We start from the raw sequence: 20,356 nt of genomic DNA, 5'->3' as shown, positions 1-20,356 counted from the left end.
TCGAAAGGATGGACATGGGTGAGTTCGACTACACCGACCTGCTGCCGCTGGGAGCCGATGAGACCGAATATCGGCTGGTCACGACGGAGGGGGTGCGGAAGGTCGAGGCGGCTGGGCGAACGTTCCTCGAGGTAGCGCCCGAGGCGTTGCGGCTGCTGACCGAGACGGCCGTCCATGACATCTCCCACTACCTGCGCTCCTCCCACCTGGCCCAGCTCAGGAAGATCGTCGACGACCCGGAGTCCAGCGGAAACGACCGCTTCGTGGCACTCGACCTGCTGAAGAACGCCTCCATCTCGGCCGGCGGCGTGCTGCCCATGTGCCAGGACACCGGCACCGCGATCGTCATGGGCAAGCGCGGCCGCCACGTGCTGACCGACGGGCGCGACTCCGAGCACATCGCTCAAGGCGTGTACGACGCCTACACCCGCCTCAACCTGCGCTACTCCCAGATGGCCCCGCTGACCATGTGGGAGGAGAAGAACACCGGCAACAACCTGCCCGCGCAGATCGAGCTGTACGCCGAGGACCCGCACGGTCACCCGGACGAGTACAAACTGCTGTTCATGGCCAAGGGCGGCGGCTCGGCCAACAAGTCGTTCCTCTACCAGGAGACCAAGGCGGTACTCAACGAGAAGCGCATGATGGCCTTCCTGGAGGAGAAGATCCGCTCGCTGGGCACCGCGGCCTGCCCGCCGTACCACCTGGCGATCGTCGTGGGCGGCACCTCCGCCGAATACGCGCTCAAGACCGCGAAATACGCCAGCGCCCGCTACCTCGACTCGATCCCCACCGAGGGATCGGCGTCCGGGCACGGATTCAGGGACCTGGAGATGGAGGCCAAGGTCTTCGAGCTGACACAGAAACTGGGCATCGGCGCGCAGTTCGGCGGCAAATACTTCTGCCACGACGTCCGCGTCATCCGCCTGCCCAGGCACGGAGCGTCCTGCCCGGTGGCCATCGCCGTGTCGTGCTCGGCCGACCGCCAGGCGCTGGCCAAGATCACGCCGGAGGGCGTGTTCCTGGAGCAGTTGGAGACCGACCCGGCGCGCTTCCTGCCGGAGACGACCGACGAGCATCTGTCGGACGACGTCGTACAGGTGGACCTCAACCGCCCCATGCAGGAGATCCTCGCCGAGCTGACGAAATACCCGGTCAAGACGCGGCTGTCCCTCACCGGCCCGCTCGTGGTCGCGCGCGACATCGCGCACGCGAAGATCGCCGAGCTGCTGGACGACGGCGGCGAGATGCCGCAGTACCTGAAGGACCACGCGGTCTACTACGCGGGACCGGCCAAGACGCCCGAGGGCTACGCCTCTGGCTCGTTCGGGCCCACGACGGCCGGGCGGATGGACTCCTACGTCGAGCGCTTCCAGGCGGCGGGCGGCTCGATGGTGATGCTGGCCAAGGGCAACAGGTCCAAGCAGGTCACGGAGGCCTGCCAGAAGTACGGCGGCTTCTACCTGGGCTCCATCGGCGGTCCGGCGGCCAGGCTGGCACAGGACTGCATCAAGAAGGTGGAGGTGCTCGAATATCCCGAGCTCGGGATGGAGGCGGTCTGGAAGATCGAGGTGGTGGATTTCCCGGCCTTCATCGTCGTGGACGACAAGGGCGACGACTTCTTCACCGATCGGACGGGGCCGGTCCTGGCGATCGGGCGCCGCTGAGCGGCGGGTGCCGCGGAAGGTGCCGGGCACCGCTCGGCACCTGCGTCAATGGGCCTTTACGCGGCCAGTTGCATCGGCTCCCGGTGCGGGGCCACGACGGTGCCGTCGGGCAACAGCAGGCCGGTGTCCTCGAACAGCACGACACCGTTGCACAACAGGCTCCAGCCCTGGTCGGGGTGGGCCGAGATCACATGTGACGCCTCACGGTCCGGAGCGTCGGCACTAGGGCAAGCGGGGTAGTGACTGCACATCGCGCACCTCTCAGATTGCGCTGTGGAATGGGGGTCAAAAGGGCAGGTGGCGCCCCGACGGCGTGCGAAGGTCCAGCGCGGCTCCTGCCGGCCTCTTCGGCCGGCGGCGAAGCTGTGTCTGGCGCATCTTCATCACGTCCTTCTCTGGTCTGCCGTTACTTGTGAAGCCTTGGCGTTACACCCAGTGTGACGATTCGCTCTGACATTTTCCGGTCGTCTCCGGGAGTCGCCTTCTCTTGTGGTTTCACCATGCTCCCGCCCCCTTTCGGCGCCCTTACAACTCACTGACGGCGCTCAAGCTCCCCTGAAAGTGCCCCATCTCGACATCATGCACATTTCCGCACGGCGCGGATGTGTTCGCCGACACACCACCGCCCATGAGCTGCGGGAACGCGTACGCGCGGGCCGCGGGATCGTGCACACCCCCGAACCGGCCAAGGGCCGGGCCCACGCCGCCGCCCAGGGAACCCGCCGACAGCACGGGATCCCGTACACTTCGGGACGTCTCCAACATGGTCGGACCACCGCGACGACGTCCCAGAGCCCCTGCGGGCTCGTCGTCGGGCAGATCACGGGCCGCCACGACAATGTGAGGACGAACACCATGCCGCCGCTCGTGTCCGGCGCCTGATACCGCGCGCTACCTTCGGTGTCACCACGTCGTGCCCCCGACTACGTCGAGAAACTCCGGACCTCCTCAACTGGACGGATGTGACCTGGAGGTTTGCTGACGTGATGAGTCAGACTCGCTGACTCAAGTTCGCAACAATTTATCGGCCACGCCTCTACTGGTCGGTTTACACAAATAGGTAAGCTGCCAGGCATGCGTGCGCCCTCCGGTTACCTACTCGCCGCGCGCTATCGGCTTGTGGAGCCGGTCGGTCGCGGCGGCATGGGCACCGTTTGGCGGGCGCATGACGAGCTGCTCAACCGGGAGGTGGCGGTCAAGGAGGTGCGGCTGCCCACCGTGCTCGACGAGGAGCTGCGTGCCGAGCTGTGCGCGCGCACCGAGCGCGAGGGGCGGGCGACCGCGATGGTCGCGCATCCGTCGGTCATCACTGTCTTCGACGTCGTCACCGAGGACGACCGCCCGTGGATCGTGATGGAGCTGCTCCGGGCCAAGTCCCTGGAGCAGCTCATCCAGGAGGCGGGCCCACTCGAGCCGCGCAGGGTCGCCGAGATCGGCCGGCAGATCCTCGGCGCGCTGCGGGCCGTGCACGCCAAGGGGATCCTGCACCGCGACGTCAAGCCGAGCAACGTGCTGGTGACGGAGGACCGCGCGGTGCTCACCGACTTCGGCCTGGCCGCGCTGGAAGGTGACGTTTCCATCACCCAGGCGGGGATCGTCCTGGGGTCCGCGGGTTACATCGCCCCGGAGCGGGTGCTCGGCTCGAAGGCCAGCCCCGCGGGGGATCTGTGGTCGCTCGGCGCGACCCTCTACACCGCCGTCGAGGGCAGGGGCCTGCATGGCCGCCGTACGGCCGCGGCCGCGCTCGCGGCGCTGACCAGTGGCGAGCCCATCCCGATGACCAAGGCGGGGCCGCTGGCCCCCGTGCTGGACGCGTTGCTCAGGATCGACCCGCAGACCAGGCTGGATTCCGTACGCGCCTCGCTCATGCTGGCCAGGGTGGCCGCGGGCGGCACGGCCGAGGAACCGCTGACCCCGCGCAAAACCGCACGTCCGGGGCCCGCGCCCGCACCGCCCTCTTTCACCCGCAGGCCCGGGCACCGCGGGATGCACCGGGCGGACATCACGACAGCGCTGCCCGTGCCCGCGCCGCGGCTCGAACGCAAACCCGGTGAGGGCGTGCACAGGAGGCGCGTGGAACCACGGCCTACGCCGTCGGCTTATGCCCGTTTCAAAGCGACGGTGATAAAGTTGTGCCTTCCTCGACGGTTCTGGCCAAGAGAACTTCGCAAGCGAGGGTAAAGCACTTCCCAAGCGAGAATCGATATCTTCTTCTCATGCCGGAACAGCAGACACGCCTGCTCGCGGATCGCTACGAGCTCATCGCCCCCCTCGGCCGGGGCACCATGGGCACCGTGTGGCGTGCCCGCGACCGCGCGCTCGGGCGTGAGGTGGCGGTCAAGGAAATCCGCCAGGACCCGGGACTCACCGAGGAACAGCGGGCCGAACTGCGCGAACGCATGGTCCGCGAGGGACGCATCGCCGCGCGGATCAACCATCCGTCCGTCGCCTCCATCCACGACGTGCTGATCCAGGAAGACAGCCCGTGGATCATCATGGAGCTCATCGAAGCCCGTTCGCTTGAGCAGGTGATCGAGGAGGAAGGCCCGCTGCCACCGCGGCTCGTGGCCGAGATCGGCGTCGACCTGCTCGGCGCCCTGCGGGCGGCGCACGCCCAGGGCATCACCCATCGTGACGTCAAGCCGGGCAACGTGCTCATCACCGAGAGCGGCCGCGTGGTGCTGACCGACTTCGGCATCGCCAAGGCGGAGGGCGACTCCAGGCTGACGAAGACCGGCATGGTGATCGGATCGCCCGGCTACACGGCCCCGGAACGTGCCAGAGGCGAATACACCGGTCCCGAGTCGGACATCTGGTCGCTCGGCGCGACGCTCTACTTCGCCGTCGAGGGGCGGCCGGCGTACGAGCGGTCCACCATCGCCGAGACCCTGGCGGCACTGCTCACCGAGAGCGCCGACCCGCCGACGCAGGCCGGGCAGTTGCGCCCCGTGCTGAACGGGCTGCTCAACAAGGACTACCGGCAGCGGCTCGGCGCTGCAAAGGCGGAGACCCTGCTGCGCATGGTCGCCGACACCCCGACGAGCGAGATGCCGGTGCTCACGGCCGAGGCTCTGATAGCGCAGGAGGCCGCTTTGCCCGATCCGTTCGGCACCTCGAACAACCCCGCCGGCCCGGCCCATGCCGGGCCTGGCGCACCGGGCGGTCAGGGCCCGGGCGGGCCCGGCGGCCACGACCGGGGCATGCAGGGCCCCGGCGGGGCGGGCATGGGCGGGCCGGGAGCGGGCGGACCGGGCGTGGGTGGACCAGGAGCGGGCGGACCGGGGCAGCGGCCGGTGGGAGCGCCGAGTGGGCAGCGACCCACGTCCGGGCCACACGGGCCGGTATCGGGGCCGCAAGGGCCTCACGGGCCCGGGCCGGGGCCACGGGGGCCGGTGCGCGGCCCGTACGCGCCGACGGGGCCGCAGGGCGCCGGCGGCTCGGGGCATCCGCCGCAGGGGCAGCAGCAGGCTTCTCAGATGCCCGCAGCCGCTTCCCGCGGCCCCGCCACGCCGGGCGGCGGCCCGGCGCAGAATGCGGGACCGGCGGGTACGGGCACCGGAGCGGGGCAAGGCGCGGCGCACGGCCAGGCGGGGCCGGGCACCGCGCCGATGTCGCAGGCCGGCGGACCCGGCAACCCGCACGGCGCGCCGCCCGCCGAGGGGGATTTCGACCCCGAGCGTACGGTCAGCGTCATGCGTCCGAAGGGGCCGTTCCCGGGGAATCCGGCGCCGCCGAAGCGGCCGGGAGGCGACGAGGGCGCCATCGTCACCACGCGCATCCAGACGCCGCAGAGCGGATCGCCGGGCCACCAGGTCTACCCGCCGATGCAACAGCCGCAACACCAGGCGATGCCCCAGCAGCACGCGATGCCGCAGCAGCCGATGCCGCACAACCCCCAGCAGGGCGCGCCCCACCAAGGACAGGGGCCGCACCAGAGCAAGGGCCTCGGCACGGATCTGTTCGCGATCGCCGGGCAGCCGGAGCAGGCCCCAACGGGCAACCGCAACGGCATGCTGGTGCTCATGGCGGTGGCCGCCGCGGCCGCCGTGGTGATCGCCGTGCTCATCGTGGCACTCTTCTCCAGCTGATCGCGGAGTCCGTGGTCCAGACTGGAAGTCATGAGCGAGTTCCGGATCGAACATGACTCGATGGGCGAGGTGCGCGTGCCCGCAGGCGCCAGGTGGCGCGCGCAGACCCAGCGGGCAGTGGAGAATTTCCCGATCTCGGGCCGGCCGCTGGAGCCGTCCCACATCGCCGCGCTGGGCCTGATCAAGGCGGTCGCCGCCGAGGTCAACGGCGAGCTGGGCGTGATCGACAAGGATATGGCCGAGGCGATCGCGCAGGCCGCCGCCGACGTGGCCGACAACGAGCACGACGACCAGTTCCCCATCGACGTGTTCCAGACCGGCTCGGGCACCTCGTCCAACATGAACGCCAACGAGGTCATCGCCTCGCTGGCCGAAGAGCGGCTCGGCCGGCCCGTCCATCCCAACGACCACGTCAACGCCTCGCAGTCGTCCAACGACGTGTTCCCCACCTCGATTCACGTCGCCGCCGCCACCGAGGTCATCTACCACCTGGTGCCGTCACTGCAGCACCTGGCGACCGCGCTGCGGGCCAAGGCGATGGAGTTCGACGAGGTCGTCAAGTCAGGACGCACCCACCTGATGGACGCCACACCCATCACGCTCGGGCAGGAGTTCGGCGGCTACGCCTCGCAGATCGAGCACGGCGTCAACCGCGTCAAGGGCGCGCTCGTCCATGTGGTCGAGCTGCCGCTCGGCGGCACCGCCGTCGGCACCGGCATCAACACGCCATCCGGCTTCGCCGAGAAGGCCATCGCCAAGCTCAGCGAGGCGACCGGCATCAAGTTCGTCGAGGCGCCCGACCACTTCGAGGCCCAGAGCGCACAGGACTCCATCGTCGAGCTGTCCGGCCAGCTCAAGGTGGTCGCGGTGGCACTGAACAAGATCGCCAACGATCTCCGCTGGATGGGGTCCGGTCCGCGGGCGGGGCTGGGCGAGATCAACCTGCCGGACCTGCAGCCCGGCTCGTCGATCATGCCCGGCAAGGTCAACCCCGTGCTCCCCGAGGCCACGGCCATGGTCGCGGCCCAGGTCATCGGCAACGACACGGCGATCACGTTCGCCGGCGCGTCCGGCAACTTCGAGCTGAACGTGCAACTGCCGGTCATCGCGCGCAACATCCTGGAGTCGATCAGGCTGCTGGCCGGCGTCTCCCGGTTGCTCGCCGACCGCTGCGTGGCCGGCATCACGGCGAACGTGGCGCGCCTGCGCGAGTACGCCGAGTCGTCCCCGTCCATCGTCACGCCGCTGAACAGGTACGTCGGGTACGAGGAGGCGGCCAGGATCGCCAAGCAGGCCCTCGCGGAACGCAAGACGATCCGCGAGGTCGTCATCGAGCGCGGCCACGTGGCCTCCGGCATCCTGACCGAGGACCAGCTCGACGCCGCGCTCGACGTGCTCTCGATGACCCGGCCGTAGGTCAGGCCGTCCGCGTGGCGTGTCCCCAGCGGGTGAGCAGGGACGCGGCGGCTCCGGAGTCCACCGCGTCGGCGGCGCGCTTGCATGCCCCCGCGAGGGCCGCCGTGAGCTCGCCCACCGGCGGCGCGCCCTCGGCGGCCACCACGGCGGCGGCCGCGTTGAGCAGCACGATGTCCCGGATCGGGCCCCGCTCGCCGGCGAGGACCGCCCGCGCCACGGCCGCGTTGTGCCGCGCGTCGCCGCCGGTCAGGTCCTCGGGGCGGGCCCGCGGGATCGACAGGTCGGCGGGATCGAAGATGGTACGCGTCACGGCGCCGCGCCGTACGACCCAGATCGTCGAAGAGCCGCAGGTGGTCAGCTCGTCGAGCCCGTCGTCGCCCCTGAAGACCAGCGCGGAGCCGCCGCGCCTGGCCAGCACGCCCGCGATGACGGGAGCCATCGCGGCGTGGAACACTCCGACCGCCTGTGCGGGGGGCAGGGCGGGGTTGGTGAGCGGGGCCAGGAAGTTGAAGACCGTGGGTACGCCCAGCTCGCGGCGCGGCGCCGCGGTATGCCGCAGCGCCGGGTTGAAGGCGGGCGCGAAGCAGAACGTGATGCCGATCTCGTTCGCGATCCTGACCACGTCGGCGGGCGACAGCTCGATGACCACGCCCAGTTCCTCCAGCACGTCCGCGGCGCCTGACTTGGACGAGGCGGCCCGGCCGCCGTGCTTGACCACCTTCACGCCCGCGGCGGCGGCCACGATGGCGGCCATGGTGGAGACGTTGACGGTGTTGGCGCGGTCGCCGCCGGTGCCGACGAGGTCCACCGGGTCGCCGGAGACCCTGATCGCGGCCGATCGGGAGAGCATGCCGTCGGCCAGCCCGGACACCTCCGCCACGCTCTCGCCCTTGGCCCGGAGGGCGATGGCGAACGCGGCGATCTGGGCGTTCGTCGCCGCGCCCGACATGATCTGTTCCATGGCCCAGGCGGCCTGGCGCGAGGTGAGCGAGGTGCCGTCGAGCAGCAGGCTGAGGAGTTCGGGCCAGGTGGTTTTGGTGCTGGTCATCGTGGAGCGCCCCTTTCGTCAGAGCTCGACGGGGGCGCGCACGGAATGCGAACGGCCGCCTCGTCGAGGCGGCCGGAATGCGTATGCGCTGCGGGTCCGCCTAGGAGGCGGGCCACCACTGGAGCGAATACGCGATCATGCGTCCAAAGATAGCAGATCGGGTGATCCACATAGCGGATCACCGATCTATGTCGTCCGCACCCATGCGTCCCGATGTGGCGAGCGCCTAGGGTGCCGGGTATGGCGAAGGAGCTGACTGGGCGGACCGCGCTGGTGACGGGGGCAGGAGGCGGCATCGGGGCGGCCTGCGCCCGGCGGCTGGCCGCGGCCGGAGCCAGGGTGCTGGTCGTCGACCTGCGGGCCGAGCCCGCCGAGAAGGTGGCCGCGGAGCTGGGCGGCACGGCCGTGGTGGCCGATCTGGCCGACCCCGGCTTCGTGGAGTCGCTGCCGGACGAACCGGTCGATATCGTGGTGAACAACGCGGGGTTCCAGCATGTGGCGCCGATCGAGGAGTTCCCGCCCGAGGTGTTCGCGACGATGCTGCGGGTCATGGTCGAGGCGCCGTTCCTGATCGCGCGGCGGGTGCTGCCCGGCATGTACGCCCGAGGCTGGGGGAGGTTCGTGAACATCTCGTCCGTGCACGGGCTGCGTGCCTCGCCGTACAAGTCGGCGTACACGACGGCCAAGCACGCGCTGGAGGGCTTCTCCAAGGTCGTGGCGCTCGAAGGGGCGCCCCATGGGGTGAACTCGACCTGCATCTCCCCCGCGTACGTGCGTACCGGGCTGGTCGAGGCGCAGATCGCCGACCAGGCCAGGATGCACGGCATCGAACCGGACGAGGTCGTCGAGACCATCATGCTGCAGCCGGCCGCGATCAAGCGGCTGATCGAGCCGGAGGAGGTCGCCGAGCTGGTGACTTATCTTTGCGGCCCCGGCGGAGCGTCCATCACCGGCGTGTCACTGCCGGTGGACGGCGGCTGGACTGCGCGGTAGTGGTGCGAGTGAGCCTATGAGTACCCGCTTCCTCGAACTGCTGGCCAGGGAGGCGTCGGCGGTCGAGTTCGAGGGGCCGATCATCGAGGCCAGGGCGCGGGGTGCGGACCCGGCCGCGATCGAGGAGCTGGAGCAGGCCAAGGTCGCGGCGCTGGCGGTGCGCGCGCTGCTCAAAAGACGGGCCAGGCGCGAGGCCGAGCTGTCGGCGCTGTACGACACCGCCGGCGACCTGGCGGCCCTGCGCGACCTCGACGCCGTGCTCGAGGCCATCGTGCACCGGGCCCGGCAGCTGCTGGCGACCGACATCGCGTACATGACGCTGCACGACCCCGCGCAGGGCGACACGTACATGCGGGTCACCGACGGGTCGATCTCGGCCAAGTTCCGCGCGCTGCGGCTGGCCATGGGGGCGGGGCTCGGCGGGCTGGTGGCGCAGACGGCGGTGCCGTACTCGACGGCCGACTACTTCGCCGACGCCCGCTTCCAGCACAAGGACCACATCGACGAGGCCGTCAAAGAGGAGGGCCTGGTCGCGATCCTGGGCGTGCCGCTGCGGCTGGGCAAGCGGGTGATCGGCGTGCTGATGGCGGCCAACCGCAGCGCGCGGCCGTTCCACCAGGAGGAGGTGTCGCTGCTGGCCAGCCTGGCCGCGCACGCCGCCGTCGCGATCGACAACGCCAGGCTGCTGCAGGAGACCAGGAACGCGCTGGAGGAGCTGTCCCAGGCCCACAAGACGGCCAGGGAGCACGGCGCGGCGGTGGAGCGGGCGGCGCTGGCCCACGACCGGATGACCTCGCTGGTGCTGCGCGGCGGCGGGATCGAGGACGTGGCCGCCGTGGTGACCGACGTGCTCGGCGGGTCGCTGGCGGTGCTCGACGACCTGGGCAGGCCGATCACGGGCGACGTGGGCGAGCTCGACTCCGGGGTGTTCGAGGCGGCGCAGGCGTCCAGGGCGCTTGGACGTACCGTGCGCAGGGGCGATCTGCTGATCGCGTCCGTGGACGTCGGCGGGGAGCCGTTGTGCACGCTCATCCTGCGTAGTGACGACGCCGACGAGCGGATCCTGGAGCGGGCGGCGCTGGTGTGCGCGTTGCTGCTGCTGTTCCGCAGGAGCGTGGCCGAGGCCGAGGGGCGGGTCAGGGGCGAGCTGCTGGACGACCTGATCTCGCGGCCCGATTCCCCCGGCCTGGCCGATCGGGCGCGGCGGCTCGGGGTGGATCTGGGCGCGCCGCACGTCGTGGTGGTGGTCAAGCACGGCGGGCAGCGGGAGCGGGCCGCGTTCTGGGCGTCGTCGCAGGCCACGATGCGCCATGGGCTGGCCGCTGGGCGGGGTGACGAGGTGGTGCTGCTGGTGCCCGGCTCGGACGCGGGCGCCATCGCCCGGCGCGCGGCCGCCGAGCTGAGCACGTCGCTGCACAGTCCGGCCACCGCGGGCGCGTCCCCGATCGGCTCCCCGAGCCCGGGGCCGTCCCTCCCCCGCCGCGGCCCTGCGACGGCCGCTCCCAAAGGCGCGGAAGGCCCAGGAGCCGGTGACCGGCGGAGGCCGGCTGATGGGCCGCGGGCCGGTGACGTGGCCGGGGCGTGGGTGGGAGACGTCGCGGGCGCGTATCAGGAGGCGCGGCGGTGCGCGGAGGCGCTGATCGCGCTCGGGCGGGCCGGGGACGGCGCGAGCGCGGCCGAGCTGGGCTTCGTGGGCCTGCTCATCGGCGACGGCCGCGACGTGCACGGCTTCGTCGACCGGGTGCTCGGCGCCGTGATCGACTACGACGCCCGCAGAGGCACCGCACTGGCCGACACGCTCGCCGCGTACTTCGGCACCGGCGGTTCGCCCTCCCGTACGGCCGAGGCCATGCACATCCACGTCAACACCGTCACACAACGGCTGGACCGGGTCGGCAGCCTGCTCGGCGACGGTTGGCTGGAGCCGGAGCGGGCGCTGGAGATCCAGCTCGCGCTCCGCCTGCACCGCCTCGGCCACACATCCGTCACACAGACTGTGGTCCCGGACTCCATATGAGTGATGCCGGTCACTCTTTAGCGTGACCGGCATGGCCACTTCCATCAAGAAGATCGTCGCCGCGAGCCTGATCGGCACCACCATCGAGTGGTACGACTTCTTCCTGTACGGCTCGGCAGCCGCGCTCGTGTTCAACAAGCTCTTCTTCCCCGACTCCGATCCGCTGACCGGCACGCTGCTGTCGTTCCTCACCTACGCCGTCGGCTTCGTCGCCCGCCCGCTCGGCGGCCTGGTCTTCGGCCACTTCGGCGACCGCTTGGGGCGCAAGACGCTGCTGGTCGTCAGCCTGCTGCTGATGGGCGCGGCGACGTTCCTGATCGGCTGCCTGCCGACGTACGAGAGCCTGGGCCCGGCCGCGGCACTGCTGCTGACGGCGCTGCGGCTGGTGCAGGGCTTCGCGCTCGGCGGCGAGTGGGGCGGCGCGGTGCTGATCGTCTCCGAGCACGGCGACAACGCCCGGCGCGGCTTCTGGGCGTCCTGGCCGCAGGCCGGTGCCCCCGGCGGCAACCTGCTGGCCACCGGCGTGCTGGCGGCGCTGGCCGCCTGGCAGTCCGACGAGGCGTTCCTGTCGTGGGGCTGGCGGGTGCCGTTCCTGCTGTCGGGCGTCCTGGTGCTGATCGGCCTGTGGATCCGGCTGTCGATCAGCGAGTCGCCGGTGTTCCAGCAGGCCCCTCCCGAGGAGCGGGCGCCGATCGTCGGCGTGCTGAAGCACCACGGGAAGGACGTGATCACCGCGATCGGCGCGCGCATGGCCGAGAACATCTCCTTCTACCTGCTCACGGTCTTCGTCATCACCTACGCCAAGGCCAATCAGATCCCGAACTCCACGGTGCTGAACGCGGTGCTGATCGCCTCGGCCATCCACTTCGTCACGATCCCGATGTGGGGCGCGCTGTCCGACCGCGTCGGCCGCCGCCCGATCTACATGGCGGGCGCCGCCGGCATCGGAATATGGATCTTCGCGTTCTTCCCGCTCGTCGACACGGGCAACTTCTTGGCGATCACCCTCGCCGTCACCGTCGGCCTGCTCTTCCACGGCATGATGTACGGCCCGCAGGCGGCGTTCTTCTCTGAGCTGTTCGGCACGAGGATGCGCTACACCGGCGTGTCGATCGGCGCGCAGCTGTCAGCGATCCTGGCCGGGGCACTGGCCCCGATCATCGCGGTGGCCCTGCTGCAGGCGTACTCGAGCAGCCTGCCCATCTCGCTCTACCTCGGTCTGGCGGCGGTGGTCACCTTGACCGCGATCATCACCTCCCGCGAGACCCAGGGCCGCGACCTGGCAGAAGGGGTCCGCACGCGATGAAGGTCCCTACGCCGAGGCTCACCCAGCACGTCCTGACCGTCGAGGGCAGGACGGCCGGCGAGCCCGTGCTGTTCGTGCACGGCAACGTCTCCTCCGCCGCGTTCTGGCGGGACAGCATGGCCGCGCTGCCGGACGGCTACCGCCCGCTCGCGGTGGACCTGCGCGGGTTCGGCGAGAGTGATCCCGCGCCCGTCGACGCCACGCGGGGCCTGCGGGACTACTCCGACGACGTGATCGAGCTGATCGACGCGCTGGGCCTGGACGGAGTGCACCTGGTGGGCTGGAGCATGGGCGGCGGCGTGGCGCTGCAGGCCCTGCACGACCGGCCGGCCGCCGTCCGGAGCCTCACCCTGGTCAACCCGGTCTCGCCGTACGGCTACGGCGGCACAGAGGGCCCGGACGGCCGCCTCACGCACGCGGACGGCACGGGCGCGGGCGCCGGAGGCGCCAACCCGGACTTCGTGGCCCGGCTCAAGGCCGGCGACATGTCGGATGACTCTCCCGTGTCGCCCCGGAATGTCTTCCGCTCCGCCTACGTCAAGCACCCGGTCCCCGACGAGGACTTCTACGTGAGCGCGATGCTCACCACCCGCGTCGGCGAGGACCACTACCCGGGCGACGCGGCCACCTCCACCGCATGGCCGGGCGTGGCCCCCGGCAAGCGCGGCGTGCTCAACGCCCTGGCCCCCACCTACTTCCGCTTGGACGACCTCGACGCGATCGACCCCAAGCCGCCCATCCTGTGGATCAGGGGCGCCGACGATGTGATCGTCTCGGACGCGTCCCTGTTCGACCTGGCCCACCTGGGCGCGCTCGGCGTGGTCCCCGGCTCCCCCGGCACACCGGCCCAGCCGATGGTGACCCAGACCAGGGCGGTGCTGGAGCGCTACGGGCCGTACCGCGAGGTCGTGTTCGACGACTGCGGCCACAGCCCGCATCTGGAGCACCCCGCCGCGTTCCAGCGCGTGCTGGCCGACCACCTCAGGGGGATTTGATGCTGATCCCGCTCGCTCTGGTGGCGAGCCTGCTCACGTCGACCCCGGAGCTCACGGTGCCCGGTGCCGAGCACCAGGTCGTCGCCAGGCTCGATGACCTGACCACCGCGGGGACGGCCAGGACCGGGCACACCGATCCCGCCGACTGGGCCGGCTTGCACTCGGCCGCCACCGTCAATCCGACCGGCGTGCCCGGCATCCAGATCGACGGCTACTTCCCCGACACCTCCACCACCAACGCCACGCACGGCTGGAACCACGACGCCCAGTTCGTGATCAGGCTTCCCGACGACTGGAACGGCGGCCTCGTCGTCAGCGGCACCCCGGGCAACAGGGAGCAGTACGCCAACGACTACACGATCTCCGACTGGGTCCTGTCGAAGGGCTACGCGTTCGCCGCCACCGACAAGGGCAACGTCGGTGTGAACTTCCACGAGGACGGCCGCCGCCCCGGCGACGCCATCGCCGAGTGGAACGACCGCGTCACCCAGCTGACGGTGGCCGCCAAGGCCGTGGTCAGGCAGCGGTACGGCGCCAAGCCGCGGCGTACGTTCGCGGCCGGCATCTCCAACGGCGGCTACCTGGTCAGGTGGCAGCTGGAGAACCGCGGGTGGCTCTACGACGGCGGCGTGGACTGGGAGGGCACGCTCTGGCGGGTCAAGGGCGACAACCTGCTGAGCTTCCTGCCGCCGGCGCTGAAGGCGTATCCGGACGAGGCCGGCGTGCGGGCGGCAGGATTCGCGGCGGGCTCGGAGTTCCTGTGGCCGTTCCACCGGCAGTACTACTGGGAGCTCACCCAGCAGCTCTACCAGAAGGAGCTGGACCCGTCCTACCGGGGCACGGCGGCCGACTACGACTACGCCGAGCGCCGGCCCTACGAAGCGGTGGCGAAGATCGCGCTGACCGGCAGGATCACCAAGCCGCTGATCACCATCCATGGGACCCTCGACACGCTGCTGCCGATCTCCCGCGACTCCGACGTGTACGCGGACATGGTCGGACCGCACCGGCCGTTCCGCTATTACCGCGTCGAGGGCGGCAACCACCTGGACAGCCTGGTGGACGTCTACCCCGACCGGCTGAAGCCGATGCTGCCCGTCTTCGGGAACGCCTTCGAGGAGCTGGAGGGCTGGGTCAGCTGAGGTAGCGACGCCTCCCCGCGCGGGCCAGGCGCGTCACGAGCCGCGAGCCGGGCAGCCGCCGGCCGATCCTGCGCGGCGCGGTGTCCCTGTCCAGGGACGAGCGCCGCTGGGGGTCGACAGCGGCGGCGGGGCGTACCTCGGCCTTGCCTCTGCGCACCTCCAGGGCGAAGCGCAGGTCGGTCTCCTCCTCCGCCGAGCGCAACGACGACAGCCAGCCGCCGGGGCCGAGGTGGTCCGCCCCCGGCAGCAGCCGCTTGACCGGCACCCTGGCCACGAGCTGTCCGGCGACCTTGCCCGGCACCCCGGCCTCGACCAGCGCCGGAACGCACACCTCGCGGGCGCGCCGCCCGGTGCTGCGCAGCACCAGCTCCAGCGGCGGGCCGCCGCTCGGCGGCACGTAGGGCACCGGCAGCACGATGTAGGCGTGCCCGTCGAGTTGTTTGACCTCCACCCCCGGCGACACCAGCGCGATCGACTCGGCGAACGAGCGGGGCTCGACGACCAGGCCCAGCTCGCCCTGGTCGCTCCAGCACGGCACCACCAGCCGCGTCCTGGGCTGCCGCGCCAGCACGCCCAGGCAGTTGAGCGGCCCGTCCGGGCAGCTCACCCGGCTCCTGGCGTGATTGGCGCCGTCGAACATGCGCACGTGCACCTCCCACTGGCCCGGACCGAGCGGCTCGCCGAGCGCCGCGGTGGTCACGTCGAGCCGGGGCTCGCCCTTGATGTGCACCCGGGCGCGGCGGTTGCCGTCCTGGACAACCTCAATGCGCTGGGCCAGCGGCAGAAAGTGCACAACACCGGTCTCGGCGTGGCGGACGTAGACCTCGATATTGGCCCGCTCGACGGCCGTCGTCACGTCGGTGACGCTCTCGTCCAGCAGCTTGGCGTCGAGTACGCGTGGCGGGATCCAGTGCAGGCGATCACCGTCGGTGCGGTACGTGCTGGGCCGGCCGTCGTCCTCCAGGACTTCCACGGTCAGCCCGAGCACCAGGACGTGGGCGTCCCAGCGCATCTCGGTCAGGTCGGCGTGCAGCGCGGCGCGCTTGGAGGACTTGGCCAGTGACACGATCTGGTCCAGGCGCCCCTTGCGGACGAACGCGGCCACCGCGCGGAGCTGGACCGGCAGGTAGCGGTCGAGCCGCTCGGGGAAGCGCTCGGCCACGAGCTCCTGCGCGAGGCGGAAGTAGGCGTCCCTGTCAACGTGGGCGTCGGTGAACTTGCCGGTCAGCAGCGGTCGCAGGACGGCGTAGCGGAACCAGTGGCCGTAGATGCGCTCGCGCTGGCGGCCCTCGCCGACGTCGGTGTCGACGTCGGCGAGCAGCGCGTTCAGCTCCTTGACCAGCGCGTCCGGATCTTCCTCGGCCTTCGGGCGCTCGCCGAGGTGGCAGCACACCTGCTCGGCGAGCACGGCGATCACCTTGGCGTGCAGGTACGCCCGCATCACGAACGCCTGCTCGGCCAGCCGGCCGCCGGACACGTTGAAGGTGAGTCCGTGATCTTCCAGGAAGGCGCGGCGGAAGAGCTGCTGCGGGACGAGCAGAGTGAGCAGGCGGTCACGCAGGATGTCGGCGCGCGCCGTGCTGCGCGCGAAGGCCATCATCGGCGATCCGCAGTCGCGTACCAGGCGGCCGATCAGCACGTCCGCGTCGGTCTCCTCGGCGCGCTCGTGCATGCGGGCGAGCGCGTCGCGTTCGAGCCGGTCGCTCTGGTCGAGGAAGAAGACGTAGTCGCCGCTCGCCGCCACCAGGGCGACGTTGCGGCCGGGCAGCGGCGAGCCCGCGCGCGGCAGATGCAACACCCGGACGTTGTCGCGGGCCGCCGCGATGGTGTCGAGGCGTTCCGCGATCCCGTCCGTGCACCCGTCGTCTACGAAGATGACCTCGTAGGCGTCCGCGGGCATCGTCTGCTCCAGCGCGGAGCGGATGCACTCGTCGGCGGTGCCACCCGGATTGTGGACATTGACGATCACACTGACCTTCACACCCATGGCGTCAGCCTGCGCCCGTACGGACGATTCGGGCACGGCGGCTTGCCGATTACAGAAGGAAAGTTGACCGGTGCCTGTGCCCCTTTAGCCAGAGGCCCCGTCAGCCTCCGCGGCTAGTACCAGCCCACCCGCTGCGAGTGAGCCCAGGCCGAGCACGGCGTGCCGTAGCGGCCCTTGATGTAGCCGAGGCCCCACTTGATCTGGGTGGCCGCGTTGGTCTGCCAGTCGGCGCCCGCGCTGGCCATCTTGGTACCGGGCAGGGACTGCGGGATGCCGTACGCGCCGGAGTAGCGGTTCATCGCCCGCTCGTTCCAGCCGCTCTCCTTGTGCCAGAGCCGCTCCAGGCAGCCCCACTGGTCGGCGCCGAACCCGAACTGGGCCATCATGGCCTTGGCGGTGGCCTTGTTGCTGCCCGGCGAGGGGTCGCTGCCCGGCGGGAAGTTCACCGGCGGGAAGCCGTCGCCGGCGGGCGCCTGCTTGGGGATGACCCAGTCGAAGTCGCCGGTCTTGCCCGCGCCCCCACGGCCTTCCTTGAGCTTGGCGGCCCGGTAGGCCTGCTCGGCCGCGGCCTTGAGTGCGTCGCTCTCGGGGTCGGGGGCGTACAGGTTGCCGCTGGCCAGCTTGCCGAGGTCCTGGACGTTGAAGGGCTCGACGGGCGGCTCGTTGGCGTTCTCGATGGCACGGTAGGCGACGAAACCGCCGCCGCCGAAGACGATCACCAGCGACAGGACGGTGATGGCGATGCGCTTCGGCGTGAAGCGCGAAGGCCGGCGCGCCGAGGGGACATCTTCCTTCGGGGGGCGCTCACTCACACGCGGACCAGGGCTCACGATCCATGAGCTTGCCCTGTCATGGGGGGTGGTTCGCAACCGAAACGCGGTAATCGCTTGGCTTCCCCTTGGCCAACCAGTGCTTAAGCATGGTGTTTCGGAATACTGTGATATTCATCACACCATATCGGCCCCCCTTCGGGCGCCCGTGCCGAAGGGAAGCTGTTTTCAGCGTGACTGGTGTTCTTCGTGGTCCCATGCACGACATGTCACGGTTTGATGACACAAGCCGGGTATTGGGGACATGGAATAATAATGTGCGCGTGGCTGGCATCCTCCTTGTAGAAGACGATCCCTCCGTCCGTACGGCTCTCGAGCTGGCGTTGACCCGGCAGGGACATTCGGTGACGTCCTACGCGACGGGCGAGGAGGCTCTCGACCACATCAGGGCCCGCCGCCCCGAGATCGCGATCCTCGACGTCATGCTCCCGGGAATCGACGGGGTCGAGGTGTGCCGCCGGGTGCGCAAGCTCGACCAGCTCCCCGTCATCCTGCTCACGGCCAGGGGGGACGACCTCGACGTGGTGGTCGGCCTGGAGGCCGGCGCCGACGACTACGTGGTCAAGCCGGTCGAGCCGCGGGTGCTGGACGCGCGCATCCGCGCCATCCTGCGCAGGGCCGAGTCCGCCGCCTCCGATCGCATCACGTTCGGCGACCTCGTGATCGACCGGGGCGCTCTCAAGGTCATGCTGGCCGGCAAGGAGATCCATCTGACGCCCACCGAGCTGCGGCTGCTGCTGGAGCTCGTACGCCATCCCGGCCAGGTGCTCAACCGCCGCTACCTGCTGCGCGAGGTCTGGGACCACACCCACATCGCCGACTCGCGGCTGGTGGACGCCTGCGTGCAGCGCGTCCGCGCCAAGATCGAGCCGAAGCCCGCCGAGCCCGTGTTCATCCACACGGTGCGGGGGTTCGGCTACCGGTTCAGCCCTCCGTGATCCCGCTGCCGACCGGGCTGCGCGCCCGCCTGGTCATCACGTTCACCCTGGTCGCCGTCACCGCCTCCATGCTGGTCGCCACCATCGGGTTCGAGCTGGCCAAGGCGGCGCTGGTCACCCGGGCCGAGACCACCTCGCTCGACCTGGTGACCAGGGAGCTCAGCGGCATCGACTTCCCCGTCGGCAGGCTCAGTCCGGGCGAGGCCGCGCCGACGACCAACGAGCTGGCCCGCGTGGCCCAGGCGCTGAGCGGCCCCGGGCGCGGCGTCCTGGTCGAGTACGGCGACCTGGTCGCCCGCAACGGCCCCATGACCATGAGCGACGTCCCCAACGAGCTGTACGGCCGGGCCAAGCAGAGCCTCGTCACGCAGCGCATGGTGATCCGCAACGAGCTGTGGCTCATCGTCGGCGCCGAGGTCTATCGCGAGGTCGCCGGGAAGTCCGAGGCCACCGGCCTGCGGGCGTTCGTCTTCTTCCCCATGCGCGACGACGTCGACCAGCTCGCCACGCTCAGGACCACGCTCTTCCAGGGCGGCATCGCCATCGTGCTGATCGCTTTGGTCGTCGCGCTGCTGTCGGCCCGGCAGGTGCTGCTGCCGGTCAGGCGGCTGAGCGCGGCCGCGCAGGCGCTCGGCCAGGGCCGGCTGGACACCCGGCTGCCCGTGCACGGGCAGGACGAGCTGGCCGGGCTGACCGCCAGGTTCAACGACGCCGCGGCGGCGCTGGAGCTGAGCGTGTCCGAGCTGCGCTCTCTGGAGGCCATGTCGCGCAGGTTCGTGGCGGACGTCTCGCACGAGCTGCGTACGCCGCTGACCGCCATGACGGCCGTGGCCGACGTGCTGTCCGAGGAGGCGGACCGGCTGCCCGAGGCGCCCGCGGAGGCCGTACGGCTGGTGCTCAGCGAGATCGAGCGGCTGCGGGAGCTGGTCGAGCACCTCATCGAGATCAGCCGCTTCGACGCGGGCACGGCCACGCTCAACCTCGAGCCCGTCAACGTGGCCGACGCCATCGCGGACTGCCTGGAGGTACGCGGCTGGAGCGACCAGGTGAAGGTGAACGCCTCGCGGGGTCTGACCGTCAACCTCGACCCGAGGAGGTTCGACGTCATCGTGGCCAACCTCGTCGGCAACGCGCTCAAGCACGGCCTGCCCCCGGTGGTGATCAATGCCAGGAGCACGGAGAACGGGCTGGAGGTGAAGGTACGCGACCACGGCAAGGGCATCCCGAGGGAGGCGCTGCCCCATGTCTTCGACCGCTTCTTCAAGGCGGGCGCGGGCCGGGCCCGCAGTCAGGGCAGCGGCCTCGGCCTGGCCATCGCCAGGGCCAACGTGCACCTGCACCGCGGCACGATCTCGGTACGCACGCAAGATCCCGGCACCTTGTTCACGGTCTGGCTGCCACACGTATGAAGGCCTTCCGCGTTCTGCTGATCGCCGCGCTCATGGCCGTGACGGCCTGCGGCATCTCGCCCACCGACGTCCAGGAGCGGGGCAACGCGCCCGTCATCAGGATTCCGCCGCCGTCCAAGACGATCTTCCTGATCAGGAACGGCGAGCTCGCCCTGGAGCCCGCCGACGTCGAGGACGACACCGTCGAGAGCCTGCTCGGCGCGCTCTTCCAGGCCTCCACGAAGCCGCTCGACGACGGCCAGGACACCGCCTTACGCGGCTTCACGTACCTGGGGATCAAGGACTCGCTCAACCCTGTCCAGCGCGATGAGGTGCAGCTTCCGCGTACCTCGACGTTGACCGTCTTCATCAGGGGCGAGGGCACGCTGAGCAAGCTCGGCAGGGCTCAGATCGTCTGCACGGCGCAGCAGGACGCGGCGTTCGAGCAGGTCAAGATCGTCCGCGACAACGAGAACCGCCCCCCGAAGGTCGAGGGACGGTTCGACTGCGGCGATCTGAAGTGATCATGGTGGGCCGGGTT

General features: G+C 70.5%; 16 protein-coding genes. 12 read left to right on the top strand and 4 right to left on the bottom strand.

All coding sequences use genetic code 11. The features are described 5' to 3' along the window. Positions 1-14 precede the first annotated feature (14 nt). The gene (locus tag ACTMTI_RS22020) at positions 15-1,667 is read left to right on the top strand and encodes a fumarate hydratase (protein WP_441122332.1); all 1,653 of its coding nucleotides are present in this window, start codon (positions 15-17) and stop codon (positions 1,665-1,667) included. Between the two features lie 56 nt (positions 1,668-1,723). On the opposite strand, the gene ACTMTI_RS22015 is transcribed toward ACTMTI_RS22020, so the two are convergent. Then, entirely contained in the window at positions 1,724-1,918 is a 195-nt protein-coding gene (locus ACTMTI_RS22015) for a DUF5999 family protein (RefSeq protein ID WP_441122331.1), read from the bottom strand. An 823-nt stretch (positions 1,919-2,741) separates the two neighbouring features. On the opposite strand from ACTMTI_RS22015, the gene ACTMTI_RS22010 reads away from it, so the two are divergent. Genes ACTMTI_RS22010 through ACTMTI_RS22000 form a run of 3 tightly spaced genes read left to right on the top strand, consistent with a single transcriptional unit; the run spans position 2,742 to position 7,171 of the window. Continuing rightward, positions 2,742-3,848 carry a serine/threonine-protein kinase gene (locus ACTMTI_RS22010; protein WP_441122330.1) on the top strand — a complete coding sequence of 369 codons (1,107 nt, stop codon included), beginning with the start codon at positions 2,742-2,744 and terminating at the stop codon, positions 3,846-3,848. Between the two features lie 35 nt (positions 3,849-3,883). Beyond that, positions 3,884-5,755 (top strand): protein kinase domain-containing protein, encoded by a 1,872-nt coding sequence (locus ACTMTI_RS22005; protein ID WP_441122329.1) that lies wholly within the window; start codon positions 3,884-3,886, stop codon positions 5,753-5,755. 30 nt (positions 5,756-5,785) lie between these two features. Continuing rightward, entirely contained in the window at positions 5,786-7,171 is a 1,386-nt protein-coding gene (locus tag ACTMTI_RS22000; RefSeq protein WP_441122328.1) for a class II fumarate hydratase, read from the top strand. Between the two features lies 1 nt (position 7,172). On the opposite strand, the gene trpD is transcribed toward ACTMTI_RS22000, so the two are convergent. Then, entirely contained in the window at positions 7,173-8,219 is a 1,047-nt protein-coding gene (gene trpD / locus ACTMTI_RS21995) for an anthranilate phosphoribosyltransferase (RefSeq protein ID WP_441122327.1), read from the bottom strand. 240 nt (positions 8,220-8,459) lie between these two features. On the opposite strand from trpD, the gene ACTMTI_RS21990 reads away from it, so the two are divergent. Genes ACTMTI_RS21990 through ACTMTI_RS21970 form a run of 5 tightly spaced genes read left to right on the top strand, consistent with a single transcriptional unit; the run spans position 8,460 to position 14,672 of the window. Further along, entirely contained in the window at positions 8,460-9,212 is a 753-nt protein-coding gene (locus tag ACTMTI_RS21990; protein ID WP_441122326.1) for an SDR family NAD(P)-dependent oxidoreductase, read from the top strand. A gap of 16 nt (positions 9,213-9,228) precedes the next feature. Next, the gene (locus tag ACTMTI_RS21985) at positions 9,229-11,229 is read left to right on the top strand and encodes a helix-turn-helix domain-containing protein (protein WP_441122325.1); all 2,001 of its coding nucleotides are present in this window, start codon (positions 9,229-9,231) and stop codon (positions 11,227-11,229) included. Positions 11,230-11,260: 31 nt separating this feature from the next. Then, the gene (locus ACTMTI_RS21980; protein WP_441122324.1) at positions 11,261-12,535 is read left to right on the top strand and encodes an MFS transporter; all 1,275 of its coding nucleotides are present in this window, start codon (positions 11,261-11,263) and stop codon (positions 12,533-12,535) included. Beyond that, a complete protein-coding gene (locus ACTMTI_RS21975) occupies positions 12,532-13,530 on the top strand; it encodes an alpha/beta fold hydrolase (protein ID WP_441122323.1) in 999 nt (332 codons plus the stop codon). Before ACTMTI_RS21980 ends, ACTMTI_RS21975 begins: the two co-directional genes overlap by 4 nt. Next, complete coding sequence (locus ACTMTI_RS21970) at positions 13,530-14,672, top strand: alpha/beta hydrolase family protein (protein WP_441122322.1); 1,143 nt, start codon at positions 13,530-13,532, stop codon at positions 14,670-14,672. The genes ACTMTI_RS21975 and ACTMTI_RS21970 overlap by 1 nt, the downstream gene beginning before the upstream one ends. Here ACTMTI_RS21970 and ACTMTI_RS21965 read toward each other — a convergent pair. Further along, the gene (locus ACTMTI_RS21965; protein ID WP_441122321.1) at positions 14,665-16,659 is read right to left on the bottom strand and encodes a glycosyltransferase family 2 protein; all 1,995 of its coding nucleotides are present in this window, start codon (positions 16,657-16,659) and stop codon (positions 14,665-14,667) included. The genes ACTMTI_RS21970 and ACTMTI_RS21965 overlap by 8 nt on opposite strands. A gap of 113 nt (positions 16,660-16,772) precedes the next feature. Then, positions 16,773-17,471 carry a lytic transglycosylase domain-containing protein gene (locus ACTMTI_RS21960; RefSeq protein WP_441122320.1) on the bottom strand — a complete coding sequence of 233 codons (699 nt, stop codon included), beginning with the start codon at positions 17,469-17,471 and terminating at the stop codon, positions 16,773-16,775. Positions 17,472-17,752: 281 nt separating this feature from the next. On the opposite strand from ACTMTI_RS21960, the gene ACTMTI_RS21955 reads away from it, so the two are divergent. Genes ACTMTI_RS21955 through ACTMTI_RS21945 form a run of 3 tightly spaced genes read left to right on the top strand, consistent with a single transcriptional unit; the run spans position 17,753 to position 20,339 of the window. Continuing rightward, positions 17,753-18,427 (top strand): response regulator, encoded by a 675-nt coding sequence (locus tag ACTMTI_RS21955; protein WP_441122319.1) that lies wholly within the window; start codon positions 17,753-17,755, stop codon positions 18,425-18,427. Further along, entirely contained in the window at positions 18,424-19,836 is a 1,413-nt protein-coding gene (locus tag ACTMTI_RS21950; RefSeq protein ID WP_441122318.1) for an ATP-binding protein, read from the top strand. Before ACTMTI_RS21955 ends, ACTMTI_RS21950 begins: the two co-directional genes overlap by 4 nt. Beyond that, positions 19,833-20,339, top strand: coding sequence for a hypothetical protein (locus ACTMTI_RS21945; protein WP_441122317.1), 507 nt, complete (start codon positions 19,833-19,835; stop codon positions 20,337-20,339). Before ACTMTI_RS21950 ends, ACTMTI_RS21945 begins: the two co-directional genes overlap by 4 nt. Positions 20,340-20,356 lie beyond the last annotated feature (17 nt).

Origin of the sequence: Nonomuraea sp. H19, assembly GCF_052068215.1 — a bacterium.
Lineage (GTDB): Bacteria > Actinomycetota > Actinomycetes > Streptosporangiales > Streptosporangiaceae > Nonomuraea.
The sequence above is the reverse complement of the archived record's forward strand: the minus strand, read 5'-3'. Positions and strand labels throughout refer to the sequence as shown.